The sequence below is a fragment of the Paraburkholderia sp. BR10141 genome (assembly GCF_056155635.1).
The window spans coordinates 1-26,342 of the sequence record NZ_JBMIQH010000009.1; the positions used below are offsets into that span (position 1 = coordinate 1).

At 61.9% G+C, this 26,342-nt stretch carries 25 protein-coding genes and 1 pseudogene; 11 read left to right on the forward strand and 15 right to left on the reverse strand.

What is annotated here, in order from left to right; translation table 11 throughout:
* A pseudogene (locus tag ACOJB8_RS14545) lies at nt 1-205 on the forward strand (GNAT family N-acetyltransferase); the annotation flags it as partial.
* A gap of 25 nt (nt 206-230) precedes the next feature.
* On the opposite strand, the gene ACOJB8_RS14550 reads toward ACOJB8_RS14545, so the two are convergent.
* The 3 genes from ACOJB8_RS14550 to ACOJB8_RS14560 form a co-directional block, all read right to left on the reverse strand.
* A complete protein-coding gene (locus ACOJB8_RS14550) occupies nt 231-1,583 on the reverse strand; it encodes an MFS transporter (protein WP_475013066.1) in 1,353 nt (450 codons plus the stop codon).
* A 157-nt stretch (nt 1,584-1,740) separates the two neighbouring features.
* Nucleotides 1,741-2,154, reverse strand: coding sequence for a hypothetical protein (locus tag ACOJB8_RS14555; protein ID WP_342946375.1), 414 nt, complete (start codon nt 2,152-2,154; stop codon nt 1,741-1,743).
* A gap of 86 nt (nt 2,155-2,240) precedes the next feature.
* On the reverse strand, nt 2,241-2,471 hold the full coding sequence (locus ACOJB8_RS14560; protein WP_069266332.1) for a hypothetical protein: 231 nt from the start codon (nt 2,469-2,471) through the stop codon (nt 2,241-2,243).
* 295 nt (nt 2,472-2,766) lie between these two features.
* Here ACOJB8_RS14560 and ACOJB8_RS14565 point away from each other — a divergent pair, with 295 nt between their 5' ends.
* Complete coding sequence (locus ACOJB8_RS14565) at nt 2,767-4,713, forward strand: putative bifunctional diguanylate cyclase/phosphodiesterase (protein WP_475013069.1); 1,947 nt, start codon at nt 2,767-2,769, stop codon at nt 4,711-4,713.
* A gap of 139 nt (nt 4,714-4,852) precedes the next feature.
* Here the strand turns inward: ACOJB8_RS14565 and ACOJB8_RS14570 are convergent, their stop codons facing one another.
* Together ACOJB8_RS14570 and ACOJB8_RS14575 are read right to left on the reverse strand one after the other, a co-directional pair.
* Nucleotides 4,853-5,266, reverse strand: coding sequence for a hypothetical protein (locus tag ACOJB8_RS14570; RefSeq protein WP_342946376.1), 414 nt, complete (start codon nt 5,264-5,266; stop codon nt 4,853-4,855).
* Between the two features lie 224 nt (nt 5,267-5,490).
* The gene (locus ACOJB8_RS14575) at nt 5,491-6,240 is read right to left on the reverse strand and encodes a hypothetical protein (protein WP_475013285.1); all 750 of its coding nucleotides are present in this window, start codon (nt 6,238-6,240) and stop codon (nt 5,491-5,493) included.
* 285 nt (nt 6,241-6,525) lie between these two features.
* Here ACOJB8_RS14575 and ACOJB8_RS14580 point away from each other — a divergent pair, with 285 nt between their 5' ends.
* Together ACOJB8_RS14580 and ACOJB8_RS14585 are read left to right on the forward strand one after the other, a co-directional pair.
* The gene (locus tag ACOJB8_RS14580; protein WP_069266329.1) at nt 6,526-7,461 is read left to right on the forward strand and encodes a metallophosphoesterase family protein; all 936 of its coding nucleotides are present in this window, start codon (nt 6,526-6,528) and stop codon (nt 7,459-7,461) included.
* A gap of 86 nt (nt 7,462-7,547) precedes the next feature.
* The gene (locus tag ACOJB8_RS14585; RefSeq protein WP_069266367.1) at nt 7,548-7,844 is read left to right on the forward strand and encodes a cupredoxin domain-containing protein; all 297 of its coding nucleotides are present in this window, start codon (nt 7,548-7,550) and stop codon (nt 7,842-7,844) included.
* Between the two features lie 70 nt (nt 7,845-7,914).
* Here the strand turns inward: ACOJB8_RS14585 and ACOJB8_RS14590 are convergent, their stop codons facing one another.
* A complete protein-coding gene (locus ACOJB8_RS14590) occupies nt 7,915-10,161 on the reverse strand; it encodes an alpha/beta hydrolase domain-containing protein (protein ID WP_342946377.1) in 2,247 nt (748 codons plus the stop codon).
* A 307-nt stretch (nt 10,162-10,468) separates the two neighbouring features.
* Nucleotides 10,469-10,774: a hypothetical protein gene (locus ACOJB8_RS14595; RefSeq protein WP_342946378.1), complete on the reverse strand. Its 306-nt coding sequence runs from the start codon at nt 10,772-10,774 to the stop codon at nt 10,469-10,471.
* Nucleotides 10,775-11,069: 295 nt separating this feature from the next.
* On the opposite strand from ACOJB8_RS14595, the gene ACOJB8_RS14600 reads away from it, so the two are divergent.
* The 4 genes from ACOJB8_RS14600 to ACOJB8_RS14615 all read left to right on the forward strand — a co-directional run bounded on the left by ACOJB8_RS14600 (nt 11,070) and on the right by ACOJB8_RS14615 (nt 15,834).
* Nucleotides 11,070-12,530, forward strand: a complete 1,461-nt coding sequence (locus ACOJB8_RS14600) for an amino acid permease (RefSeq protein ID WP_475013072.1) — start codon at nt 11,070-11,072, stop codon at nt 12,528-12,530.
* A gap of 17 nt (nt 12,531-12,547) precedes the next feature.
* Entirely contained in the window at nt 12,548-13,300 is a 753-nt protein-coding gene (locus ACOJB8_RS14605) for a hypothetical protein (protein ID WP_475013074.1), read from the forward strand.
* 342 nt (nt 13,301-13,642) lie between these two features.
* On the forward strand, nt 13,643-15,433 hold the full coding sequence (locus tag ACOJB8_RS14610; protein WP_475013077.1) for a nitrite/sulfite reductase: 1,791 nt from the start codon (nt 13,643-13,645) through the stop codon (nt 15,431-15,433).
* Nucleotides 15,430-15,834 (forward strand): DUF934 domain-containing protein, encoded by a 405-nt coding sequence (locus ACOJB8_RS14615; protein WP_342946381.1) that lies wholly within the window; start codon nt 15,430-15,432, stop codon nt 15,832-15,834. The genes ACOJB8_RS14610 and ACOJB8_RS14615 overlap by 4 nt, the downstream gene beginning before the upstream one ends.
* 83 nt (nt 15,835-15,917) lie before the next feature.
* Here the strand turns inward: ACOJB8_RS14615 and ACOJB8_RS14620 are convergent, their stop codons facing one another.
* Complete coding sequence (locus ACOJB8_RS14620; protein WP_342946382.1) at nt 15,918-16,619, reverse strand: glutathione S-transferase; 702 nt, start codon at nt 16,617-16,619, stop codon at nt 15,918-15,920.
* A 146-nt stretch (nt 16,620-16,765) separates the two neighbouring features.
* On the opposite strand from ACOJB8_RS14620, the gene ACOJB8_RS14625 reads away from it, so the two are divergent.
* A complete protein-coding gene (locus tag ACOJB8_RS14625) occupies nt 16,766-17,341 on the forward strand; it encodes a TetR/AcrR family transcriptional regulator (RefSeq protein ID WP_342946648.1) in 576 nt (191 codons plus the stop codon).
* A 156-nt stretch (nt 17,342-17,497) separates the two neighbouring features.
* Here ACOJB8_RS14625 and ACOJB8_RS14630 read toward each other — a convergent pair whose 3' ends face one another.
* On the reverse strand, nt 17,498-18,676 hold the full coding sequence (locus ACOJB8_RS14630; protein WP_342946383.1) for a porin: 1,179 nt from the start codon (nt 18,674-18,676) through the stop codon (nt 17,498-17,500).
* Between the two features lie 598 nt (nt 18,677-19,274).
* Between ACOJB8_RS14630 and ACOJB8_RS14635 the strand changes: the two genes are divergently transcribed.
* Complete coding sequence (locus ACOJB8_RS14635; protein ID WP_475013080.1) at nt 19,275-20,090, forward strand: hypothetical protein; 816 nt, start codon at nt 19,275-19,277, stop codon at nt 20,088-20,090.
* A gap of 149 nt (nt 20,091-20,239) precedes the next feature.
* Here ACOJB8_RS14635 and ACOJB8_RS14640 read toward each other — a convergent pair whose 3' ends face one another.
* The gene (locus ACOJB8_RS14640) at nt 20,240-20,581 is read right to left on the reverse strand and encodes a BON domain-containing protein (RefSeq protein WP_069266319.1); all 342 of its coding nucleotides are present in this window, start codon (nt 20,579-20,581) and stop codon (nt 20,240-20,242) included.
* A 379-nt stretch (nt 20,582-20,960) separates the two neighbouring features.
* On the opposite strand from ACOJB8_RS14640, the gene ACOJB8_RS14645 reads away from it, so the two are divergent.
* Entirely contained in the window at nt 20,961-21,926 is a 966-nt protein-coding gene (locus ACOJB8_RS14645) for a LysR family transcriptional regulator (protein ID WP_475013082.1), read from the forward strand.
* 34 nt (nt 21,927-21,960) lie between these two features.
* Here ACOJB8_RS14645 and ACOJB8_RS14650 read toward each other — a convergent pair whose 3' ends face one another.
* The 5 genes from ACOJB8_RS14650 to ACOJB8_RS14670 form a co-directional block, all read right to left on the reverse strand.
* The gene (locus ACOJB8_RS14650) at nt 21,961-22,743 is read right to left on the reverse strand and encodes a substrate-binding domain-containing protein (protein ID WP_342946385.1); all 783 of its coding nucleotides are present in this window, start codon (nt 22,741-22,743) and stop codon (nt 21,961-21,963) included.
* A 43-nt stretch (nt 22,744-22,786) separates the two neighbouring features.
* The gene (gene tcuC / locus ACOJB8_RS14655) at nt 22,787-24,082 is read right to left on the reverse strand and encodes an MFS transporter (RefSeq protein ID WP_069266316.1); all 1,296 of its coding nucleotides are present in this window, start codon (nt 24,080-24,082) and stop codon (nt 22,787-22,789) included.
* Nucleotides 24,083-24,358: 276 nt separating this feature from the next.
* Nucleotides 24,359-25,099: a 3-ketoacyl-ACP reductase gene (locus ACOJB8_RS14660; protein ID WP_069266315.1), complete on the reverse strand. Its 741-nt coding sequence runs from the start codon at nt 25,097-25,099 to the stop codon at nt 24,359-24,361.
* A 201-nt stretch (nt 25,100-25,300) separates the two neighbouring features.
* Complete coding sequence (locus ACOJB8_RS14665; protein WP_141710752.1) at nt 25,301-25,531, reverse strand: hypothetical protein; 231 nt, start codon at nt 25,529-25,531, stop codon at nt 25,301-25,303.
* 137 nt (nt 25,532-25,668) lie between these two features.
* A complete protein-coding gene (locus ACOJB8_RS14670) occupies nt 25,669-26,106 on the reverse strand; it encodes a hypothetical protein (RefSeq protein WP_368603020.1) in 438 nt (145 codons plus the stop codon).
* Nucleotides 26,107-26,342: the final 236 nt, after the last annotated feature.

Here is a 26,342-nt window from a genome sequence, read left to right on the forward strand (position 1 = left end):
GGCCCAGGCCCATGGCCGCGATTTCGACTTTCGGCCGCTGCACGGCGACTACAAGGTGCGTTGGGCGGATCGCGAAACAAAGCACGAATCGCGCATCGTCGTGCTCAACGCACGCGGGCGGCTCATCGAGCTGGCGTTGTCGTGGGCCCAGGCGAGGCGCGTCTATCGAAAACTCACGACCCTTGTGATGGCGCGCCTGAGATGAGTAGCGTGCAATGCATAGGCGCCGCTCACGGCCTCACCGCACCGCCCTCCCCGTGTGTTTCGCCTTGCGGCGAATCGTCGAGCTTTTCCAGCGCCGGGTTGTGAGGGAGGACGAGCGCCGCGCCCGCGCCCACGAGCCCGGCTCCCGCAAGACATAGCAGGCCTGCGCCGAAGCCGCCCGTGCTGTCCTTGATCCAGCCCATTGCGTAGGGGCCGAAAAAGCCCGCCAGATTGCCGAGCGAATTGACGGCGGCAATGCCGCCGGCCGCGGCCGCGCCTGAAAGGAACGCGGCCGGCAGTGTCCAGATCACTGGCAGGCAGCCGAAAATACCGAAGCCCGCAATCGAAAGCGCGAGCATCTTGAGCACCGGATTATCGAGTCCCGCGGCAGCCGCAATACCGGCGGCCGCGACGGCCAGCGCAAATGCGACGTGACGCTTGCGTTCGAGCCGACGGTCGGAATGCCGACCCCACAGCACCATAGAAACGACGCCCACCGCGTAGGGCAGCGCAGTAACGAAGCCCGTCTGCACGTTCGTGAGCCCGAACGCCTTGACGATCTGCGGAAGGAAGAAACTGAGACCGTAATTGGTTGCATTCGCACCGAAATAGATGAGCGCCACCGCCAGCACGCGCGGATTGATCAGCGCCTCCAGCACGCTGAACGAGCGCACCTTCTCCCGATGACGGCGCTCCTGCGCCTGGCGATCGACGAGCCAGCGGCGCTCGTCGTCGGCTAGCCAGCCGGCGTCGGCGGGTTTGTCGGTCAGATAGAACAGCACGGCCACGGAGAGCACGACCGCAGGGATTGCCTCGATCAGATAGACCCACTGCCAGCCCGCCAGCCCCCCTCTACCGTCCAGCGAAAGCAGCGATCCGGATATCGGGCCGCCAATCACCGTCGACAACGGAATGGCCGCCATGAAATAGCCCACCACGCGCGCGCGATATTTGGCGGGAAACCACAGCGTAAGCAGAAAGATGATGCCGGGGAAGAAACCCGCCTCAGCGATACCGAGCAAGATACGCAGTCCGTAGAATACGTGCGCGTTCGACAAGCCGGTGAAGCGGGCGAGGTCCGGAATGAACGCCATCGCGCCCGCGATGATGCCCCACGTGAACATGATGCGCGCGATCCAGCGCCTTGCGCCGAAACGTTCGAGCAGCAGGTTCGACGGCACCTCGAAGAAGAAATAGGCAATGAAGAAGATCCCTGCGCCAAAGCCGAACGCGCTCGCGGAAAGATCGAGTGCCTTGTTCATCTGCAATGCAGCAAAACCGACGTTGACCCGATCGAGATACGCCACGAAATAGCAAAGGATCAGGAACGGCACGAGCCTTGCCATTACGCGCGCCATGGTGCGGTTTTCAAGCTCCATTTCTGTCTCCTTCGAGGCCGGCTCCGCTGCGCGGTTCGCCAATCACGGGCCGGACCGTTCGTCCGTTTGGAATCGTTAAAGACTAGTCGCTCGCGGCGCGATACGAAAGGGTGGTTCACATGGTGGGACATCGACCGCAAACGGCATGACAGCGGAATTAAAGCCTCGGACACGAGAGCACTTGCAGCGGCTGTGCCGCGACCCCGGGCTGGGCGCCACCGGTCGGTGTGCCCTGCGGAGGCGTCGAAACGAGGCGCACGCTGTCTGGACCGGCGTTGGCTAGTGCGTACTTCTCTTCGCTGCCTTGGGGTTGCCAGTACGCGCGAAATACGGGTCCATCGCTGAAGACGAGCAGCGTGCCATGCGTGGCCTGTCCGTCCGACACGAAATCGACCGGTTCGCCGCTGCGCAGTGCGAAGCCGCCGGCGGCGTTTGTTCCTACTAGCTTGCCGCACGGCGGCGCGGCGTCAGGCGTGGGCGTGAGGGTAGGATCTGCGCCATGTGCGGGCTGCGTCGTGAGCAACGCCACGCCGAGACATGACGACAACGCGAGCATAAAAGTCGTTTTCACGCGCAACCTCGTGAACTCGTCATCGATCTTGCGAAGCTCGCAAATCGCATTCCCGCGCGAGAAGGGAACGAATGGCCCCCAGCACCTTAAAAGTCGCCGGAGTCCTTGCCGAGCGTGTTGATATCGATCTCGAGGGCGCGGCAGACGTCGCGCACGAATTCATCCATGGCGGCCGTGCATTCAGGACTTCCCGCCGGGAAGTCCTCGGGGTTCTTCTTGCCTTGCGCACGGCGGATGGCGCGAATGCTTGCCTCGAGCGCGCGCGCCTCTGCCCAGATGGGAGGTTTGTCGGGATAGTCGGGATGTTTGCGCGCCATGGACGGTATTTCGGCAATGGCTACGCGAACTTTAGGCCGGGCCACCAAGCGAACGGCGGCACGTCCATATAGTTGAGGACGCCAAACGTTTGCGCCGAAATCATTGCATTGCGATTGACCGCCCTGGTGCGGGGAAGACCGGTTTAAGGGCACGTTGAAAGCCCCGAAGAATGAGGCGCGCGTCGACGATGAAAAGCCCGTGCGTTGCCTCCAGAAATAACGCGAGCGGTCGTAAACGGGGGTATTACATTTCGTTCCCGGCAGTTGCAACGGGACCGCCCCGACTCGCAAGACCATGTTCAACGTTCTGGCCCAGTATTGGGGAACGATTCGGCGCACTTTCCTCGCCGGAAACAGCGCGGCCCTGAAGCTGGCGCAGTTGCGCGTGATGATCTATCAGCTTCCCATGATGTATGGGCTGCTGGTCGTCAACACGTGGGGCATGGTGCTGCCCCACGAGAACGTGATTCCCGCCTGGCAGGGCGTAATCTGTCCGCTCGTGCTCACAGCATTGTGTTTCGTACGCGTGCTCTCGTGGTTGCGGCTTTCGAGGCTCCATGTGAGTGCGGAAGACGCGGCTACGATCCTGCGCAATTCCGGCAGGCTCGCCTGGGTCTTCTCCATCTCGTTCACGGCATGGTCGCTGTCCCTGCTGCCTCATGGTGGCGCGGCATTCAAGCTTCATGTCGCGTTTTACATGGCCATCACGGTTATCGGCGTCATCTTCTGCCTGATGAACGTCATCAAGGCGGCGTTCACCGTCACCGCCATTGTCAACGGCGCGCTCGTCGTCACGTTCCTGAGTTCGGGAAACGGCGTATTCGAGGCGATCGCGATCGATACGTCGCTGGTTTCGCTGGCGATGCTGATCGTCGCCTTCACACAATTCAAAAACTTCTCGGATCTCGTTGCCACACAAGCCGAAAACAAACGGCTCGCGAATATCGACAGCCTCACGAATCTCCCTAACCGGCGGGCCTTTTTCACCTCGCTCGACAAGCATTTCGATGCCGCCATGGCATCGGGCGGGCGGCTCGCGGTGGGCCTCGTCGATCTCGATGGCTTCAAGTCCGTCAACGATATTCACGGCCACTCGCTGGGCGACCACGTGCTGGCCGATGTCGCGTCGCGTCTCGCCAACGCGGCGCGCGGCACGATCACGCTTGCGAGGCTGGGCGGCGACGAATTCGGCATCATCGTCACGGACGACTGCACGGACGCTGGCCTGTCGCAACTCGGCCGTACCATCTGCGATGTTTTCCAATGTCCCATACTGGTCGGCGAGATTTCGGTTCGCCTCGGAGCGACGATCGGCTTCTCCACCTATCCGCACATTTCACGCAACAAGGCGGATTTGTTCGAAACAGCCGACTACGCGCTTTACGAAGGCAAGCACCGCTCGCGCGGCTCGGTGACGATCTTTTCGGAGACGCACCGCAACGCCATCATTCGCGAGTCGCAGATTGCCCAGGCGCTACGCTCCCCCGATCTCGCCGGCGAACTCGACCTTGCGTTCCAGCCGATCTACTCGCTCGAACGCCGGCGCACCGTCGGTTTCGAAGCCCTGGCGCGCTGGCGAAGCGCGTTGCTCGGCACGGTCCCGCCCGGTGAATTCATTCCTGCCGCGGAGCGCAACGGCGTCATCAACGGCTTGACCCTCGCGCTGTTTACCCAGGCCCTGGCCTGCGCGAAGCAATGGCCGGCGCATATTCGCTTGTCCTTTAATCTTTCCGCGCATGATTTCGCCAGTGAGTCCGCGGTGAAAGAGTTGGCCCGGTGCATCGCCGGCAGCGGCATCGACCCGGCCCGGCTCGACTTCGAGATCACCGAAACCGCGATGGCCAAGGACTTCGACCAGGTCCAGAAAGCGGCCAAGGTCCTGCGCGCGCTGGGCTGCGGTTTGTCAGTCGACGATTTCGGCACCGGTTATTCGAGCCTCTCGTACCTATGCAAACTTCCACTCACGCGCCTGAAGATCGACAGGATGTTCGTGAGCGGTCTCAAGGAGCGCACGACGGCGTTCACAGTGGTTCGCACGCTGCTCAATCTCAGCCGCCAGATGTCGCTCGACTGCATTGTGGAAGGGGTGGAAACGGCGGCCGAACTGCAAACGGTCGCAGCGCTCGGGGCAACGCTCATTCAGGGCTACTATTGTTCGCGCCCGATGGAGGCTTCGGCCGTGTCGGGTTTTCTGGAGCGCGAAAGCGAGGGCGAAACCCTGGCTCGCCTGGCGGGAGCATGACGAGTAGTCCGCATACCAGAACGGCTGCTGAACTGTTCATACGGCTGCGCGCGGCTTACGATGTGCCGAACAATCACGGAGCCCATCATGAAGCGCTTTCATACGGAGTTCCGGTCAAGTCGTGATGCGTGCGCATCGCTCAGCCGGCTAACGCGCCCAGGCAACGGCCGCACGAACGCGCCTGGCCCAGTCGCAGACGCCCGGCGCTCACGGTCACCTCATTGCCGCAATCGCACCGGCAAACCCACTTGCCATCGCCGGCATAGCGATCCGTCGTCAGCTGGCCGAACACCTCGCCGCCTTTGAGCGCAGGCGAGCCCGGCCGGGACCGCCACACGCGGCGCTGCTCGCCGCAGCCGCAATCCCGCGTCTGGCCGCCCTCCACCGCATCCAGCGCGGCCGTGACGTGGGCGCCGCAGCGGCACCGCCAGAGCCACATGCCCGCGCCGCGATATTGAAGCGCGACGAGATCGCCGAAGGCGCGGCCGGACACGTCGCGATACGGCGGAAACGGCCATTCGGGCGGCAAGGGGGGACGGATACGCTGGTTCACGACAGGTAAATGGGATTCGGCGTCCTGGTCTCAAGGGTGTCCGGCCGTTTTCGATGTGCGGGCGTGCGGCCCGGCAAAGAGGGGCGGATCATCCCCCGCGGCCGGCGAGTCACCGCCTCGTTACGGGTTATCTGTGTATTTTGGCATCTCACGTCACGAATGATAAATGGTGAACGTCCTGGCAGCAGGAGCGAACGCCATTTGACCCGCTCAGACATCGCTAGTCATTCCTGAACATCCTGTTCGCACGATGCACTGCGGGCCAGCAAACGGACGCCCACCGACTCTTTGCGCAGCCTGCGGCGCTCCAGCGCGTTGCGCAACTGACCCAGGATCAGCGTGCCGGCAATCAGCGCGAGATAGAGCGTGACGAGAACGTGACGTGCACCGTTGAGGGCGGCCTGATGGACGACGAGCGCGGCGTCGACAGGCGGAAGCAGGTGGCCCGCCCCCTCGACGGCTCGCATCATGTGGATGAAGCCCGCTGCCGAAAGCAGCGGCAACAGGACGAAGAGGATCAGCAGCGTGAGCCGCATGCGACGCGCCCACGCACGGTGGCGCAACCGGAACCACAGCCCGAGGCATCCGTGTATCCAACCAGGCGCTAGCAACGCGAGTTGCAGCCCCTGCGTGCCGCTCGTGAGCAGTACGACGATGACGCGCTCGTAGTTCGGTTCGAAACCATAGAGCGAAGAAGCAAGCCGGGTCGTCACCGCATGCCGGATCAGCAGGAGCGGCAGGCTGAGCCCCGCCCACAGGCGGATCCATTCCGCAGGCGGAAGCGCCCAGTGGCGCCGCCCATATATCGTGTGCAGCGCCAGCGCGAAATGCACCGACGCGGCGCCATACAGCGCGATCGTGCCGGGCGCGCTGCGCCAAAGCCGCAGCGCGAGTACGAGACCGTGTCCGGCAAGCTCGATCGACCAGATGCCGAGCGCGTGATTGACCAGATGCAGAAAGAGATACGTCAGCATCACGAGGCCCGACGTGAGTTGAAGCCGGCGCAGCAAGAATTGAACGTTGATCCTCGCTTCGCTGGCGCGGCGACGGGTCACGTCGACGATGTCCATATTGGTTTCCGCCATTTCGTGTGCCACGCCTGCCATACCGCGAACCCACGCCGGTTATTCCCGTGCTCGACTCGCAAAAAAAACCGGGAATAAAACAGCGGCGCTCGCGGTATTGCACGTGAAGCCCGCCCTGGAGGCGCTCCGAATTGCGCGGGCGGTCGACTTTCTGAACCCCGTCGAGAGGACATCATGTCGTCAGATCTTCCTTCCCAACCGTCACGCCGCAACGCCCTGAAATGCCTCGCCTTCGGTGGCGCCGGCACCGTGTTCGTTCTGGCCGGAGGCGTCCTCACGCCCATGGAACTGGCACTGGCGGCGAGCAGCAAAGAAAACGCCGGCGTTCCGCTCTTTTTGCAGATCAGCGACTCGCACATTGGCTTCAACAAGGAAGCCAATCCCGACGTCGCGGGCACGCTCAAACAGACCATCGACTATGTCAACGCGATGCCCGTCAAACCCGCCCTGGCGATTCACACGGGCGATATCACCCATCTCTCCAAACCCGAGGAATTCGATCTGGCGGCGCAACTCCTTTCCGGTCTCGACATTACGGAGTTGCACACCACGCCCGGCGAACACGATGTGACAGATGGACCGCAAGGCGAATACTTCAAGCGCTTCGGCAAGGCGTCGGACAACCGGGGGTATTACAGCTTCGACCACAATGGCGTGCACTTCATCGCGCTCGTCAACGTAATGCATTTCAAGCCGAACGGGCTGGGCAACCTGGGCGAGGACCAACTTGCCTGGCTGGAAAACGATCTGAAGGGCCGCACGTCGAGCACGCCGATCGTCGTGTTTACGCATATGCCGATGTGGACGATCTACGAACCATGGGGCTGGGGTACCGGCGATGCGGGCCAGGCCATGGACTACCTAAAGCGCTTCGGCTCGGTGACCGTGCTCAATGGCCACATACATCAGATCGTTTCCAAGGTGGAGGGCAATATCACGTTCCACACGGCACGCTCGACCGCCTATCCGCAGCCGACGGCCGGCGACGGACCCGGCCCCGGGCCGCTCAAGGTGGCAAGCGATCAGCTGCCGAAAATGCTTGGCGTCACCAGTATCCGGATCACGCGCCATCCTCTCGCGGCGACGCTTTCCGACACGTCCCTCGCCTGACCTCGCGTCTCGCTCACTGACCAAGGATTCGAGCCATGCTCTCCATTCACTATCGTCGCGCGTTCGCCCTCTTCTACGGGATCGGGATGCTCATGGCCGGGGCCTCCCTTGGCGTGCCTGCCGCCCAGGCGCAGGAGCCCAATGAGATCGACATCAAGAATTTCATGTTTTCGCCGATGGCTCTCACCGTGAAAGCGGGCACCACGGTGACCTGGAAAAATATGGACGGCGAACCGCATACGGTCGTCAACGATGCAGGCGTCTTTCACTCCGCCGCGCTCGACCAGAACGATACGTATCAGTTCAAGTTCGACAAGCCGGGGGTGTACAAGGTGTTCTGCGGGATTCACCCGTATATGAAGGCGACCATTACGGTGCAGTAGAGACCGATGCCGATGCGTCGTCGCGCTTGTTCCAACTCGCTTGCGCGACGCGACGACGTTCGTTCGCAGTTCAAGGATTCGGCAGCAGGGTCGGCGAAATCTGCGCAGCGTTGCTGATGAAGACATTCGTCGCATCGTCCTGCAGCAAATAGCCTTGCTTGACGAGTGCGTTTGCCGCGGCCGCAACCGCCGCTTGGTAGCGTGAGCGGCTGCCGCCATAGAGCGCGTTCAGGGTGGCCCGGCTATCGACGCCGCCTGTCTGCGCGGACGCGTTCACCGCGAACGGAATCGCCGCGCCGTTGGAGATGCAGCCTTCGCCGATCGCGTGGCCGGCACCGCGATAGTTCCACCCGGTGTAGGTTGCAAGCGGTACGCTCACATCCGGCACGAGTACGCCCGTGGTTTCGTTGCCGTTGGCGTCGACCTTGGGGACGAGAATCGTGTAGGGCTGCGCAGTGCTCACGACCGGCACGGCCTTGCTGTAGTCGGTCACGAAGACCTGATTGTATTCGCCATTGAACGTGAGACTGAGCGCTGTCGGCGTCGCGGCGGGTCCGCTCGGCACGGTCACGCTCTCGAGATCAGGGAAGCCCGTCGCGGCTTGCGTCGGCGCGACCAGATTGCCCGATGCCACGGTCGGATATTGCGAAGCGGGCGGCTCGGCGCCCTTGCCGGCCCATGCGACCAGCGCGGGAATCAATGCGCGCTCGACGGGCGTTTCTTCCACAGGCGAGCCCGGCAACTGACACAGACTGCCTGTCGCCGGCACCGTGAAGTTGCCCGTGGTCACGCCGCTGCCGCCGCCGTGCTGCGTGCCCGGCACGAGGTAGTAACGCACATTCGGCGGCAAGTGGATGTCGTTGCCCCGTCCATCGGTGACGACCAGCGACGCGGCCCCGCCCCACCATTCGAATGCGCCGTCGAGTTGCATGATCTTCGGACACGTACCGGAGGCCTCGCAACGCTTCAACAGGCCATCGGTCGCGCCACTGACCGGATCGGTCGTAACCGCGTACGTGAAGGGGAACTGGAAACCCGGCATGAAGTGGTCTTCATGCTGTTTCGACCACCGTCCCGGCTGTGCGAACGCGGCGTTGGTCCACGTGCGGCGTGCAGCGGAAATGATCGGAAACAGTCCGTCGAAAACGATCCTTCCGTGCTTGTCCTCGTTGAACCCTTGATAGAGAAAGTCCTTGATGAAGCGGCCCGACTGCGAAATGCCTTCCCCGATCGCGACGTCGAAGTTCGTATCCCGGGAGCACTTCGACGCTGCACATGCCGCATCCTTCAGATCGTTGAGCGGATTCTGGACGCCCCGCGCATCGGCCCTGTCGTAGCGCAGCCAGGAGACGAGATCGCGCAGCGCCGCAAAGCCGATGCCGTCGATGGTCGGCGCCGCGGCCTTGTAGACGAAGCTGTAAATCGTCCCCGCATCGGGCGTGACGGTCCTGCCGTTGGGACCCGGCACCGACGCAGGCGGCGTGAACTTGACCGAGTAATTCCCTTCATAGACATTGTTCGGCGTGCTGATATAGCTCCACGCCGTCACCTTGGTCGAAGGCGCCGTATAGGTTTGCACGCCGCCCGGAATGCTGCCGTAGGCCGATAGCCACGATTGCCGCGCGGTGAAGGTCACGCTGCCCGTATCGTTGAGATCGGCGGGCGGGTACGTGAGCGGAATCGTCGTCGGGTCGCCTCCCGCATAGTCGGGAATGAACTCCTCGCGCGATAGCGCAGTCATCGGCGAACCGTCCTTGTTGGTGGCCACGGGGAATCTCGTGCCGACCAGACCCGTGCCGGCCAGCGTACTCGTCCCGTTGAGCGGAATGTCGCCTTGCCAGCCGCTCCAGAGAATCGTATAACCGTGGCGCAGCAACGAAGGAAATGTGGACGGCGGGGGTGCCCCGGTATCGAGCGCACCTGCGCCAATGAACGACCCGTCGGCGAGCTTGTTGCCGCGATTCACGACGTCGTAGAAGAGCACGCGCGTGGCGTTCGCCGCGCTTTGCGGACGCAGGATCACGACATCGGTCCAATAGTCGACGTAACCATCGACGCCGACCGGCGCGTTCCTGATGTTGACAATACCGGCATTGAGCGGAGAGCGCGGATCGAGGGCGCCGTGCACGACGGCGGTGATGACCTCGTATGGCCCAGCCGCGCCGGCAGGCGTCGCACCGCCAAACGCCGGTTCGGCAGCAATAATCTGAAAACTCTTGATGAAGCCCGCGCCCCGCTGGCCAGGTTGGGGGCCGTGCGGATCGCTGTGGGCGATTCCGCCGACGAACATGCCACTCGCACCGACAATCAGTAGCATTCCTATATTTCCAGTCTTCATCGTAGAATCTCCTAACCGTGGCGAACATGGCGGAAGCAGAGTCTCGCGCCGTGTCCCTTGAAGAACGGCGAACCCGAGAGAGGCAAGGTTTTCACGCGAATGGTTCAGCATTGCGCATGCATGCTGGACCGACACGCGTGAACAGGCGTGGCGGAAGTCGAATGCTTACGATTGGCCGAAATCGTTTGATATATCTTGCGCGGCCTTGTGTATTTATAACTCGCGCAAACACGATTCCAACTGTCGTTTACGCGTACGCTGGAGGTGCGCGCGCAGGCATCACAGGTCAGCGCTTCGCGATATCGTCGCCGTGCGAGTCCTTATAGACGACCTCGACGTCGACGGTCCGGCCGTCGTCGCCGAACTCGCGCGCCTGCCTGCGCAGCGCGCGGATCTTCCACCAGAGATAGCCGACGACAATCGCGCCCACGCCGAACAGCACGGCAAGCAGCACCAGCGACAGCATCGCTGCCACCACCAGCACGATTGTGCTCACGACGACGGCGGCCAGCCGGCCGAACCATCCGTACTCGCCGATCCGGATCCCTTTCTGGTACGTCGCGCGCTGCGGCGACGGTTTGTCGTTGTCCATTCCACTTCTCCTGGCCGCCGTCCTGCTGAACCGCCCGCGCGAGCGTGGACTCTGCCTGGACAGCGGATCAATGATGCCGACGCATCCCGCGATACGCGTGGCGCATATCCCGGAAGCACATCGTGCAGATGCACATGAAGCGTTCCGAAACATCTCTGCCCCCCGCACGCCGGTCGTCGTCGTTCGGTTAACTGAAAACTTACCCATCGCCCGCTCGCGCCTGTGTCTATTCTAAAGAAGTCAGGCAAGCCGAATCGAGTCGTTTCCAGTCACTGTCGAATGGGGCAAACCTATCATGGCTGACACGAGCTACATGGCGCGCAAGTCCGTCGCCGACATAGTGGGAAGCGCCGAAGCCGAAGGCGGCCGCGCGCTGTCGAAGACCCTGGGGGCGCCAAGCATCACGGCGATGGGCATCGGCGCCATTATCGGCGCGGGCATTTTTGTCCTCACCGGCACGGCGGCGGCACAATTTGCCGGACCGGGCATCATCCTGTCCTTCGTGCTGGGTGGCGTTGCGTGTGCGTTCGTCGGTCTCTGCTACTCCGAACTGGCCGCCATGCTCCCCGTATGCGGCAGCACCTACACGTATACGTATGCGACGCTCGGCGAAGTGTTTGCGTGGATCATCGGCTGGGACCTGATTCTCGAGTACGCCATGGGTGCCGCGACGGTCGCCGTCGGCTGGTCAGGTTATATCGTCAGCCTGTTGCGCAACGTCGGAATCAGCATCCCGCCTACGCTTGCTGCCGCACCCGGCACGACGGTCCAGTTGCCTGACGGCTCGACTGTCGCCGGCATCATCAATCTCCCCGCCGTGCTGATCATCGCGATTCTCACGACGATGCTGGTGCTCGGCACGCGCGAGTCGGCACGCATCAACAACGTGATGGTCGCAGTCAAGCTGACGGTCGTGGCGGCCTTCATCGCCATCGGCGCGTTCTTCGTGCATCCCGCCAACTGGCATCCATTCGTTCCGCCCAACACCGGCGCGTTCGGCAGCTTCGGAGCCAGCGGCATTCTGCGTGGCTCCGCCGTCGTGTTCTTTGCGTTCATCGGTTTCGATGCGGTATCGACCGCCGCTCAGGAGGCGAAACGGCCACAGCGCGACATGCCGATCGGGATCCTCGGTTCGCTGGTCATCTGCACCTTGCTCTATATCCTCGTGGCTGCCGTGCTCACCGGACTCGTTCCATACGCACAACTGAACGTTCCAGACCCGATCGCCAAGGGCGTCGACGTCATTGGTTTCACCTGGTTCTCCATACTGATCAAGATCGGCGCGCTAACCGGGCTGACCACCGTGATACTCGTGCTGCTCTACGGGCAAAGCCGGATCTTCTTCACGATGTCGGAGGACAGACTGCTTCCCCATCTGTTCTCCACCGTCCATCCACGCCTGCACACGCCGCATCGAAGCCAGATGATGATCGGCACGGTCGTCGCCATCGTGGCGGCCCTCACGCCGATCGGCGTACTAGGCGAGATGGTCAGCATCGGCACGCTGTTCGCGTTCGTGCTCGTGTGCGGCGCAGTCATGTACCTGAGGCGCAGCGACTCTGACGCGAGCCGTCCATTCCGCGCGCCCGGCGTGCCGATTGTCCCCATTCTCGGCATCGCGTTTTGCGTGTTGCTGATGGTGGGACTGCCGCTCATCACCTGGGTACGGTTGATCGTCTGGCTGCTGATCGGCATGCTGATCTATATGTCTTATGGCCGGCATCATTCGCGACTACGCAATCCGGAGCGTGAATGACGGAACCGGTGGCTACCATGAACGCTCAGCGCGCGTATTTCGTTCGCACGGCACGGGCTGCAATGTACGCGGCTTCGCTCGCAACGCTTGCCGCCTGCGGAGGAAACGCATGCATTGGCCTCGATGGCTGCGGCGGCACAAGCGTGACGCCGAATGTCACCATCTCCGGCACGGCCGCGACCGGCACAGCGATCGCCAGCGCAACGGTCAACCTCAGTTGCGCTCAGGGCTCGGGGTCCACCCTGTCCGATGGCGGTGGACACTACGCAATCAAGTTCAATGCCACGCCTGCCTGCATCCTCAGCGTAAGCTCCGGCAGCGTGAGTCTGCATTCGGTGGCGTTTGCCGAGGGCACCTTCAATACGACGCCGGAGACCGAGTTGATGCTCGTCTACCTCGCTTCACAACTCGGCACGAGCGAGAGTGGTTTGATCGCGGGATTCCCGACCAACTCACAGTACCAGCAGGTACTGGGTAACGCGTCCGACGTGCAGGCTGCACAATCCGCAGTCGTCACGAATCTGCAGCAGCGCTATGCTGTCACGCTGACGGTACCGGCATTTCTCACGACATCCTTTACGGTTGGCCAGGCAGGTGTCGATAGCGATCTAGTCACGCTGGCGGCAGCAGGCGCGATAGACGCGAATGGCATGCCAGATCCGGCCGCCATCTCGCTGCTGTCGGCGGCGGGCGCCGCGCATCCGCTCACCGCGACGTCCACCCCCTCTTCCGGCACCGGCGGTACTGGCAGCGGCAGCGCAACGATGTGATGTGGACCTGGCGATGTCTGAACGGCGCCGGACCGCTGCGCCCAAAGGCGGTTAGAACCGCGTGCGAATGCCCACCGTTGCCGCGACCTGATTCACCGTTGACGATGCGCCGCTGACCCGACACGTGCTGCTACATCGCCTCGGCGTAGACGCTACGGCAGCGCGGGAAATCAAGCGACTGATCGAACAACAACACGACAACTGTCGTGTCGTGCGGGGCTTCGCCAATGGAACGCTTCTGCTGCGCTCATTTCTGCGGCATCTGCTTCTTGAGACACCGATGCGGACGCGATAACGTCGTCCTTTCTCTGTCCGCCGTATCACGGCATTTCCGCACTCACCATGTACCGCTATAACGAATTCGACAAGGCCTTCGTGGCGAGCCGCGCGGCGCAGTTCCGCGATCAGATCGAGCGTTGGCAGCAAGGCAGCCTGAGCGAGGATGCGTTTCGCCCGCTGCGTCTGCAAAACGGCTGGTATGTGCAGCGGCACGCACCCATGCTGCGCGTAGCTGTCCCGTACGGCGAACTGTCGAGCGCACAGCTTCGCGTGCTCGCTCGCGTGGCCCGCGAGTACGACGAACCTGAGGCCGAGGTATACCGCAGCGCGCTCGATGCGCAACGCAAGCTCGGTACGAGGCGGTTGCCCACGCATCACGCCCACTTCACGACACGCACCAACGTTCAATTCAACTGGATACCGCTTTCGAAGGCGGCGGACGTGATGGACCTGCTTGCGACGGTCGACATGCACGGCATCCAGACGAGCGGCAACTGCATCCGCAATATCTCGTGCGACGAGCGCGCGGGAGTCGCTCCCGACGAGATCGCGGACCCGCGCCCGTTCGCCGAAATCATGCGGCAGTGGACCACGCTGCATCCTGAGTTCGCCTTCCTGCCGCGCAAGTTCAAGATTGCGGTCACCGGCGCGACGGAAGACCGTGCGGCGACGGGCTGGCATGACGTCGGCCTGCGCCTCGTGCGCGACGAACAGGGTGAACTGGGCTTTCGTGTGACCGTGGGCGGAGGCATGGGTCGAACGCCGATGATCGGTGCGCTGATGCGTGAGTTCCTGCCGTGGCGGCACATCATGAACTACATCGAGGCCGTGGTACGTGTGTACAACCAGTACGGCCGCCGCGACAACAAGTACAAGGCGCGCATCAAGATCCTCGTGAAGGCCGAGGGCCAGCGCTTCGTGGACGAAGTCGAGGAAGAGTTCCGGCAGATCGTCGACATCGACGGCGGCCCGCACACGATCGAGCAGGCCGAGTTCGAGCGGGTAAGCCGTTGCTTTATCGAACCGCCGAAGCTCGACACGGCACGTGTCGTCGATACGCATGCCCCCGCCATGCTCGAGGCTGCAGCCACGAGCACGCCACAGCTGCAGCGCTGGCTCGAGCGCAACGTCGCGCCGCACAGGGACCCGTCGCTGCGCATCGTCACGCTCTCGTTCAAGCGCGTGCTGCAGGCACCCGGCGATGCGTCCGCCGACCAGCTCGAGCGCGTGGCGGATCTCGTCGATCGCTTCTCCGCGGGCGAGGCGCGTGTCACGCACACGCAGAACGTCGTTTTACCGTGGGTTCACGCCGACGATCTGCTCACCCTGTGGCAAGCGGCGAACGCGGCCGGCCTCGCGAGCGCGAACGTGCACCTGCTCACCGACATGATCGCCTGCCCCGGCGGCGATTTTTGCGCACTCGCCAACGCACGGTCGCTGCCGGTCGCGCAGAGCATCATGGAACGATACCAGGACCTCGACGAACTGAACGACATCGGCGAGATCGACCTGCATATCAGCGGCTGCATCAACTCGTGCGGCCACCACCATAGCGGGCACATCGGCATACTCGGCGTCGACAAGGACGGCGCGGAGTGGTACCAGGTGACGCTCGGCGGCTCGGACGGGTCGGCACGCAGCGGCGATGCGCGTCCTGGCAAGGTGATCGGCCCGTCTTTCTCCGCGCAGGAAGTGCCAGAGGTCATCGAAGCCTTGATCGGTGCTTACGTCGCGCTGCGCGAGCCGCACGGCGAATGCAACGAGACATTCATCGAGACGGTGCGCCGCGTGGGACTCGATCCGTTCAAGGCGGCCGCCGATGGGATTCGAGCCACGACGGAGGGCACGGCATGAAAACCGCCTCACGCATACGTCTTCTGGACGCTGAGGCTCATGCCGGCGATGTTTCGGCATCCACCTTGATCCTCGCGAACGATGCCGATCCGCTTGCCTACGCCATCGAAATTGCAGCTGCGTCGCGCGTGGAGCTTCAATTCCCGTCGTTCACCGATGGGCGCGCCTATAGCCAGGCCTACCTGATCCGGCGACGGCTCGGCTTCGAAGGCGACCTGCGCGCGACGGGCGAAGTGCTCGTCGATCAGTTGCTCCAGATGGAGCGCATGGGGTTTTCGAGCGCCGTGTTGAGCGCTGACGTGTCCATGGCGGATGCCCTTCGCCAGCTCGAACGCTTCCCCGCGTTTTATCAGGGTGATGCCCTGCGCGAAGCGCCGTGGCGCGGGAGCGCGTTTGACTGACCGCCTAACCTCTTACTGCATTCGTGCGCGTGGCCGTTCTAACCGGTCACCGTTTTGTTGCATCACTGGTCCGTCCCGGCCGGTTATGACGCCCGGGTCAGGGCAGCGAACACCGGCTGATTCATGACGCTCTGACGCTCCAGCATTCTTGCGTACCAGGCCTGAAGCGCATCACACTCCACAGGCACCGGTAGCTTCACAAGTTTCGCAAAGACCAAACCGCCGATGACGGTGATGTCGGCCATCGAGAAAGCCTCGCCGGCGACATAGGGTTGGCTTTTCAGAACGGCATCAAAGTAGCGCATACCCCTCAACGCCTTGTCGCGTTGACGGAACCCCCACTCCGGGTTTTGATACGTCTCGACGTCGGGGCCCAGTCCCGGCGTGCCGTGATGGAAATAGACGCTGACGGCGTCGAGCAGCTCCAGCTCGGCGCGCTTGCTCATCATGTGGATCACGCCCTTTTCGCGCGGTGTGCTGCCGGTGAGCGTAGGCGCGCCGTCGAGCGCGTCGAGGTATTCGGTAATGGCGGTGCACTCGGCGATACAGGTTCCGTCATCGAGTTCGAGCACCGGCAGCGTCCCTGAATAGTTCTTGGCCGCGATGAAGCCGGGCTTTTTGTGCTCCCCCTTGTAAAGATCGACCATCACGAACTCGACGCATGATTGCAGCCGCTTTTCAGCCAGCGCGATGCGGACGCGTGTCGGATACGGCCCTGTCGGGAAGTCGTAAATCTTCATCACTGGCACCTGGGTTGCTTCGAAATTGACGGTACTGGAAGTCATTGCCGGTTCGCTCCATAGTCGGTTGCATTGGATTGGGCCTTGTAAAGACACGTCACTCACGACCCTACCTAACGTTTGTTAGGTTAACAATAGAAGGTACAATGAGCGGTGTCAACACCCATTTCCTGTTTGCGGAGGCTGAAGCAGTGAGAAATGACGCGAGCTCAAACTCGAGGGAGAGAATCCTGGCGGCCGCCACGAGGCTCGCGCAGGCGCACGGCTATGGCGGTTTGAACTATCGTGATCTTGCGGACGAGGTTGGTATCAAGGCCGCGAGCATCTACCACCACTTCGAAAGCAAGGCTGATCTCGGCGCCGCGGTAGCGAGGCGTTACTGGGAGGATTCCGCGGCGGCTCTCGATGACATGCTGGCCAGATCGCAGGATCCGCTGCACTGCCTGCGTCACTATCCAGACACATTCCGCAAGGCGCTTGAGACCGGCAATCGCATATGCCTTTGCAGCTTCATGGCCGCCGAAACTGACGACTTGCCGGATGTCGTGATGAATGAAGTCCTGACCTTTGCCGACGTGAACGTCGCGTGGCTGAGCAAGGTTCTGTCCGCAGCGGCGGTGGTCGGTTCCCGGGAGAGCAAACAGCGCGCTCGCGCTATCTTTGCTGCCATCGCCGGCGCTCAGCTCATTGCGAAGAGCCGTTCTGATATCTCTGTCTATGACGCACTCATCGAAAGCTATCGAAAAGCTGGACTTTTGCCCGCATGAGGCGCAGGGCCTGCCGGAAAAACCGGTACGAGAGACGACCACCTGAGCCGTCCACGATGGCTTGCGCACGAACGGTGGAGCGTCAGCTGCGCGCTCGACAGCGGACCGACGCTGCTACGCCGGCCCGAGCCCGTGTCGGAGGGTATGCACGCGTCTCTAGAATATCGTGCGAAGTCCGACTGCCACGCCCACCTGATTGGTGCGGCCAATGGTGTTGGTCGGAACGCCCTCGCCGTTGACCCCGCCCGGGTAGTCGGCGGAGAAGGCGCCTGTGCCGCGCGCGAAGTCCGTGATCCCGTAGACTTCCGTGCGCTTCGTGAACGAGTATTCGGCGAGAACGGTAGCCGATTGGTTTATCCCCCTGCCGAGGGTGCCGTCGAGCAGTTCTGCGTTGCGCGTCTGCCCGTAGTAGTAGGCGAACGTGAACAGCAGCGCAGGCATGGCGTGCCAGTTCGCACCGATGTACCAGGTGTCGTCGATACGGTTGGGGCTGCCGCTACCCTTCAGTGTCGGCGCGCCAGATTGCTGCATATAGCTATCAGTCAAACCAGTCCGGTCCTGCCCCCGCAGCCAGCCGGCCAGCAGGCGGATGTCGTGGGTGATCTGAAACGCGCCGCTGATGTGCAGGAAGTTGGTCTTGGCGCCATTGATCGAGCTGCCGACACTGGTGCCAACCGAAGAGCCAGTCGCAGATGTCGGAACGGAGACCTGCTGGAAGCCTGCGTTGAGCATGGCTGGGCCGTACGTGTAAGTCAGTTCCACGGCATAGGTGGCGCCGAGACCGAGCGCGCCCGGCTGGTTGCCAAAGCCGTAAAGGGCATTGATATCCAGGCCATCGAAGCTGCCCTTGTACTTGACCGAGTTGTTGACTTCCAGATAAGGGCCGATGCCGTTATACATCCAGCTGTTTTGCCAATAGTTGCCAACGGTCAGTGGGTCGAAGATATCGCCCAAGGTGTCGTAGGCCGGCGCATATTGCCTGCCAAAGGTCAGCGAGCCCCACGTTTTGTTGGACAGACCCACGAAAGCTTGCCGACTGAACAGTGTGCCGGGCACGTGTAGCTGCCCATTGAACGCTTCGAAGCCGTTCTCGAGGCGGAAGATTGCGGACCAGCTGTCGCCCAGATCCTCACTGCCCCTCAAGCCCCAGCGGCTGTGGGTTTCCGGGCCGGACGTCATCGCAACCTGATCATTGCCACCCGGGCCAGCATTCGTCTGATACCGAATGGCTTCATCGACGATGCCGTACAGCGTGACCGAGCTTTGTGCGAATGCCGACGACGCCGCTGCAGCGAACAGCGCGCCAGTGGCACTAAAAATAAGTATTTTTTTCATTGGCAATCCACAGTAATTGATGGGTAACTGGGAAAGTCTTTTCGCGCTCGAACCAAAAGGCCGTGAACGGGAGCGTAGCGTGTCATTTCATTGCCGCACAGCTATTCGTTACAGAGTGTTGTTTATCTGCTGTGCCGGGACAGGTAGGTGCAAATCGTCTGATAACTCTATGTTCGGGAAAACGACCTGGCTGTCGGGTCTTGATGCGCCGCGCCGCTTTGAGCACGCGGCAAGCTATTCATCGCTGCGGCAGTGGCGCTTTAGTATAAGGAATGAATTAAGCGAAACAATACTTTCTTCTGTTGCGCGGTTCACAGGATTTGGCTTTCTGCGAGAGTTCGCCGCAGGATCGAGTCCAGCCTCACACGACCGCTCGCGTACTCGATGGGACCGCCCGGCCGGCTTCTGCGCGTCCGACTTGCTACACTGCGGTGGTACTTGCGCCTGGCGCATTTCACCGCGTAAAAGACACGTCAATCGCCGTTGCCCGTCTGAAACGTCTGAAGCGTCTGAAATGTCTGAAGCAGGTCGAGGCTCTCGCAGGCGACTCCGGGACGGACCCGGTGCCGCACTCCCGAGATTGGCCCGGAGGTTCATCATGTTCACGACATTTTCCCGCCTGTCGAGAACCGTCCTGGTTGTGGCTGTGTGTACTGCATCGACAGCAGCCTTTGCCAGGCACGCGAGGCAGCCAGAGGTGCCCCCCGAATCGATTTCCTCCCTGTTACTGAGCGACGACGAACGCATTGAGTACTGCGCAGAGATGCACCGTGCGTCGACGCTCGAAGAACGTCGGATGGTCGTGGAGCGCATGCGCAGTACGCTCATTCCCCGCGCAAAAGCGCAAAATCTCTCCCTCCCGCGCTGGTTGCTGGAAGGACGTCCGATGAACGGGTTCGGCGGCCCCAATGGCGTCATACCCGGACTGGATTGCGAATCGGGTATCAGCAGACCCCACGCACATGCCGTCGCGCCTGCGCGGCAGGCACCCGACCACAAGACGCCCCCCACTGAGGCGCCGCCCAGCAAGACGCCTGTTCAGGAGATCCCAGCCAGCGACATACCGGTCGGACACGACCGCGGTATCGCCTATGTCACGGGCGGCGTGGGCGAGGATGAAGCCACTACGCTTCGCAGGCTCGCCCCCGGCTATAGCATGCGGGCAACATTCACCGCCGCATCGGGCGAGTATCTCTCGGGTGTCGCCGTGCAGATATTCGGGTCCAACGGGAAGGTCGTCTTTGCCGGCACATCGGCCGGCCCCTACCTGTTCGCGCGGTTGCCCCCTGGCCACTACCGCGTCGTTGCCACATTCGACGGCGTGGAGCGGACTCGCGCGCTCTATGTTCCCACCCGCGGCAGCGTCCGATTCACACTGACATGGTCGACGACGCGCGCGGCTTCGTCCAGCTGAGTTCTCCGGACGTGCCGCCTGCCGCGAAGGCGCGGATGACCACTGATCCTGGACAGCAGCCAGCAGCCGCTCGTGGGGCGGCCATATCAGGGGGAACGGCGAAGCCGCACCCTCGCGCAAACGAAAGGGCGGCCCGCCAAAGGCCAGGGTTACTGACCCACTTCCTTGATGGTCAATGCGTTCTTGACCGAGGTCACGCCGGCAACGCCCTGTGCGACTTGAGCGGCCTTGTCGACCTGCGAGGAATCCGGAACGGTGCCTTCCAACGTCACCACGCCATCGCGAGCGCGAATCACAATATTTTCCGGCTTGATGTCCTTCGCGTGATCCAGTGCGGCACGCACTTTCTTTTCCAATGCGTGGTTGGCCTGCTTCGACGTTTGCGAAGTGGCAGGCGCCGTGCCTGTATCGTTCCCCTGCGCCCATGCGCTGACCGAAGCGGCGACGATCAGTGCGCCACCAGCCAGCTTGATTGCCTGAATACCCTTCATTCTCTTTCTCCTTTTTCAGAGTTACGACGAATCCGAACAGTGGTCTCACAGAGACACTAACGGAACGCAGGAAAACTAATGCAGCTGCGCCGACAGGTTTGTCAGGAAGCTCAAGGCCACCGCATGAATTGTACGAGGATGCTCAATTCTTCGCCGCGCCGGCGGCCGGCACGGCCCGCACGTTTTGCGCCGTAGCGCGGACAGAGGTCGGCCATAAAGAGACAACTGCGTCGCGAACACGAATGTCGTTGTGCGAAACCAGTCCGTCACACTCATGTCGGTGGCAGTCCCAAAGCTGCGGATACGGGCGTCATTTGGGTGGTGGGGATCTCTGCTGAATCATGCAAAATAGTCGGCATCCAGGATGCGGAGGCCGGTTGTGGGCGTGAACGTTGACTTGAATGACTTGCAGGCGTTTCGGGCGGTGGTGGAGCTGGGAAGCTTCCGAAAGGCCGCGGAGGCGGTGAGCATATCCCAGCCAGCGTTGAGCCGTCGGATCGACAAGCTCGAGGAAGCGCTCGGCGTGCGTCTCATCGAGCGCACCACGCGCAGCGTCACGCTCACCACCGTCGGCCGCGTGTTCGCCCAAAGCGCAGAACAACTGCTCGATGATCTTGACGTCGCGCTGCTCGGCATTCGCGATGTTTCATCGAGCCACTTGGGTCATGTGACTATCGCGTGCGTGCCTTCGGTGGCGTATTACTTTCTGCCGAGCGTCATCGCGAGCTATCATCGCCGCTTTCCACGCATCCGGGTCAAGCTCCTCGATTCGAGCGCCAACGAGGTGCTTGGCGCCGTCATCAGCGGCGAGGCTGATTTCGGCGTGAGCTTCATGGGCAGTCAAGAGTCCGAGATCGAGTTCAAAGTCCTGCTGCAGGAGCGGTTCGTTGCTGCCTGCCGCCGCGACCATCCGCTCGCACGCAAGAAGCGCGTGACCTGGGACGAGCTCTACGAACACGACTACGTCTCGGTCGACAAGACTTCCGGTAACCGCCTGTTGCTCGACCAGGCGCTCACTGCCGTGGCGCCGCGAGCACCGAGCGTTTGCGAGACCCGGCACGTGACGACCATGCTCGGATTGATTGAGGCGGGGCTCGGCGTCGCCGCCGTGCCCTCAATGGCCATGCCCGGACATGACCACCCAATCCTCACGAGCGTGCCGCTCGTCGAACCGGTGGTGAAACGACGCGTGGGAATCGTAAGACGGCGCGGACGGCCGCTCACACCGGCTGCACAGGAGTTTCACCGGACGATCATCGAGACGAAGCGTGCCGGCGTCGCACGCAGTGATGCCGTGGGCAACAGCGCGACGACGGCGAAGACGAGAAGGAAGACCGCATCGTGAGGCTGGCTGAGACAAGCCTTCCCATGGTTCCGCCTCAATGCGCGGAGACGGAATCGAGCCCGGTCGATCTCACTTCGGCTTGCACATCGGGCGATGCGAGATAGTCGAGGAGCGCCTTCGCTTCCTTCGGATGCTGCGCGCCCACGGGGATGCCGCCGGCGAAACGCGTGACGGACTGCAGAGACTCGGGAATCTTGCCAACTAAAGTTGCCCCCTGGACGGGTAGCAATTCGCTCACCTGCTGGAAGCCGACTTCGTAGGCACCGTTCGCCACCACCGACGCCACTGGAATGCGCGGAATCATCTTCGCTTTCGACCTGACCTGATCCTCGATACCGAGCTTCCTGAACAACTCTCGCTCGATATAGACGCCGCTCGCGCTGTCCGAGTAGGCAATCGACTTCGCATGCAGCAAGGTCTGCCTGAGGCCTTCCGTCGAGCCGATGTCGGGCTTTGCCGCACCTTCACGCACGACCACGCCGATGCGCGAATCGGCCAGCTCGACCCGCGATCCGGGAATGACCTTGCCTTGCTTGATCAGGTCGTCGAGTGCGTAGCCGACCATGATGACGACGTCCGCAGGCTCGCCACGCTCGAGCCGGTTGGGGATCGCTTCGGGCGATTTGCCCATCGACGGGCCGAGCGCGGTGTCGAGCGTGTTGCCCGTCTGGGAAGCGAACCTCGGGCCGAGCACCTTGTACGCAGCGGTGAAGCCCCCCGAGCTCATGACGTGCAGGTCGGCGGCCTGCACGTTCGCCGCAGCGGCCGAGGTTGCGACGAGCGCTGCCGCGCAAAGTTTCAGAAGCAGGTTTCTCATGGTCGTGGTCGTGCTGGGTTGCGATGCGAGCGGCGGAAGCGCATCAGTGCGCCGGCGTCAGTGTCACTGCGCGGCGGCGATAGAGCGCGAACGTCGCCAAAAGGGCGCACGCTGCGGCCAGGCTCATCCAGTAGCCGGGTGCGGCCTTGTCGCCGGTCATATGAATGAGCGCCGTCGAGATCGCCGGCGTGAAGCCTCCGAACACGGCCGTAGCGAGACTGTAGGCGAGCGAGAAGCCAGCAACGCGTACCTGCACCGGCATCACTTCCGTGAGCGCGACGACCATCGCGCCATTATAGATTCCGTACATGAAAGAGAGCCAAAGGAGGACGAGCAGCATGTTGACGAAGCTCGGCGCGTGAGCGAGCAGCGACAGGGCCGGGTATGCGGTCGCGATAGCGAGCACCGTCATGCCGACGAGGAGCGGCCGGCGGCCGATCTTGTCGGAGAGTGCCCCGCCGATCGGCAGCCACACGAAATTCGACACGCCGACACAGAGCGTCACGAGCAGACTGTCGGCGGTGCTCAGGTGCAGGACCGTCTTGCCGAAGGTCGGCGCGTAGACGGTGATGAGATAGAAGCTCGTGGTGGTCATCGCCACCAGCATCATGCCGGCGACGACGACGGCCCAGTTCTGGACCAGCGTGCCGAATACTTCTTTCATGCTCGGGCGATGCTGGCGCGCCTTGAACTCCTGCGTTTCCTCCAGATTGCGACGCAGCATGAAGATAAACGGCACGATCATGCAGCCGACGAAGAACGGTACGCGCCAGCCCCACGCGGCGATGGCCGGTGCGCTCAGCCACTGGTTGAGCGCAAAGCCGAGGCCCGCAGCGACGACGATCGCGACCTGCTGGCTCGCCGACTGCCAGCTCGTGAAGAAGCCCTTGCGGCCGGGCGTGGCCATCTCGGCGAGATACACCGACACGCCACCCAGTTCGGCGCCCGCCGAGAAGCCCTGTAGCAGCCGCCCGAGCAGCACGAGCGCGGGCGCGAGAAGTCCGATCGTCGCATAGCCCGGTACGAACGCGATCAGGATGGTGCCGCTCGCCATGATGGAAAGCGTAGCGATGAGGCCCTTGCGGCGGCCGACGTCGTCGATGTAGGCGCCAAGCACGATGGCGCCCAGCGGCCGCATCAGGAAGCCGGCACCGAAGACCGCGAACGTCATCATCAACGAGGCGAACTCGCTCCTGGCGGGAAAGAAAACGTTGGCGATCTGCGTGGCGTAGAAGCCGAACAGGAAGAAGTCGAACTGCTCGAGGAAATTCCCGCCTGTTACGCGGAAAACCGCGGCGGCCTTTGAATGTCTGGTCGAAAGGTTAGACGAGGGGTCCATCGAGGTGTCTCCTGAATTCTGGAACATACGCGGCGTTCCGGTCGATTGTGGCTTTCGCCATATTCGCCCGGAGCCGGCAAAACGATAAGTGCAATTTTCTGAACGATTGATGTTCTGTGGTTATCAATCGATGTCGAAGCCGCCGCGACCTTTCGTGCCGCGGCCTCGACTCAACTGGCAGTGGTCAGGGATCCGACGACCAGTTACGCGGCGGAGAGGGAGTGTCGCCGCCACCCGGTTACCCGCGAGAGAGCTAATTGACTTCGGTTGAGATCGTTACCCCATGTGAAGGCCACCATTCAGCGAGAAGTCCGCTCCAGTCGAAAAGGCCGCTTCATCGCTGGCGAGCCACGAGACAATTGAAGCGATCTCATTGGCTTCTCCGAGGCGCCTGACTGGAATGCTCTGGACGATGGCATCAAGCACTTCGGGACGAACGGCCCGAACCATATCCGTCCCGATGTACCCGGGGGATACCGTATTCACCGTGATACCCTTTGTCGCGACTTCCTGGGCAAGCGCCATCGTAAAGCCATGAATGCCTGCCTTCGCGGTCGAGTAGTTGGTCTGGCCGAACTGTCCTTTTTGTCCATTCACGGAGGAGATGTTGATGATGCGCCCCCATCCCCTTCCGACCATCCCGTCGATGACCTGCTTGGTCACATTGAAAAGACTGGTCAGATTCGTGGCAATGACTTCGTTCCAGTTCTCACGTGACATCTTGCGAAACACGCCGTCTCGCGTAATGCCCGCGTTGTTCACCAGCACATCGATCTCGCCGATCTCCTTCTTTACCTTGGCGAAGGCGACCTCAGTTGATTCCCAGTCCGCGACGTTGCCCTCCGAGGCGGTGAAGGAAAAACCGAGTGCAGCCTGCTCGGTCAGCCACCGCTCGCGACGCAATGAATTTGGCCCACAGCCGGCGACTACGGTAAATCCGTCGTTATGGAGCCGCTGGCATATTGCGGTTCCGATTCCGCCCATGCCCCCTGTTACATAAGCAATTCGCTGTGCCATTGTTGCCGCCTCCCATACGCTACGTTGGTAGATCGAAACGCTTTCAGGTACAGCTACGATGAGTCGCGTTTTACACGCACTCGAAAATCGCGTTAGAACTGTTGGACAACTCGCGAAAACCCGAAACTCATTGCTTTACATGCTGATACGGGCGCTTTGCATAACCATCCGCTCTTGCGCGAACGCGAGCGAAGCGAAGGTTTAAGGCGTTGCCCCTGGCGACGGGCCATGCTTTACAAACCCCCGGATTACCTCGGCTGCTCTCAGGTTTCCGCGCTCCTCCAGCTTCCTGGCGAGGGCGCGTGTGAATATTTTCAACTCCTCAGGTCCGTGCGCGGCCTCGAACTGAAGAAGGGTTTCCCTGATGGCTGCCTGCATGCTTTCTTCATGCAGCATGCTTGCGATGTGGGAAGCACTTCGCGCCAGTTCCATATCATGCTCGATCAACCACTGCCTATCCGCCCTGTAGCGACCTGTCGTCATATCCGCACCTTTCGCACTAGTTGTTCGAGACGCGTTCTACTCGAATGTCGACGGGAAGCCAGAGCTGTTCACGCCTAATGGTTCACTCAAAATTGCTCCGACCGCAGCGAATCGAATTCGTCACGGCAAAGATCGCTGAATCGGTTGAGAATGTCGATCGAGCCATCGGCGAGCATTTCGCGCAGTTCGACGAAAGTTTTCTCCGGGGCATCATAGGTGTCCACAATCTTTCGCCCGATCTGATCGGCTTCAATGGAAACCTCGGTGGAGGATTGGACACGCATGCGACTTATCTTAGCGAACAGACTGACGAGTGCGGTAACGTCCGGCTCTTTGTGCTGTAGCGCGTGGACATAGCATTGCGATGCCTGCTCGATGAATTCTCTATAGAGGTCCTGTCGGCGGATGCGGTCGTGCGCGAGCCACTCCGCCCTTGCCTGCGTTCGTTGAGTAACAAGAGATGTCAGGCCGCCAATCGCTGCACCGAACAATGCCGCTGTAGCTGATAAGAGTGTTGCATTCATCGTATTCAATTGGCGACGGGCCGCCTGCCCTCCAATATGTTTGCCAGGACATTGCAGGTCCACGTGCAGTCGGTCGGCAGCGGCATGTGATCCAAAAGCCGTAAGCGCCTCGCCTTCACACTCCCTTCTGTGGTACGCGCACACTCGCGACTGCGCGCCTGGCATGCGACTCCGCCATGACACCGCTCTCTACCGGGACACCAGCAAAGACTGTTAATGACATTAGATTCAATATT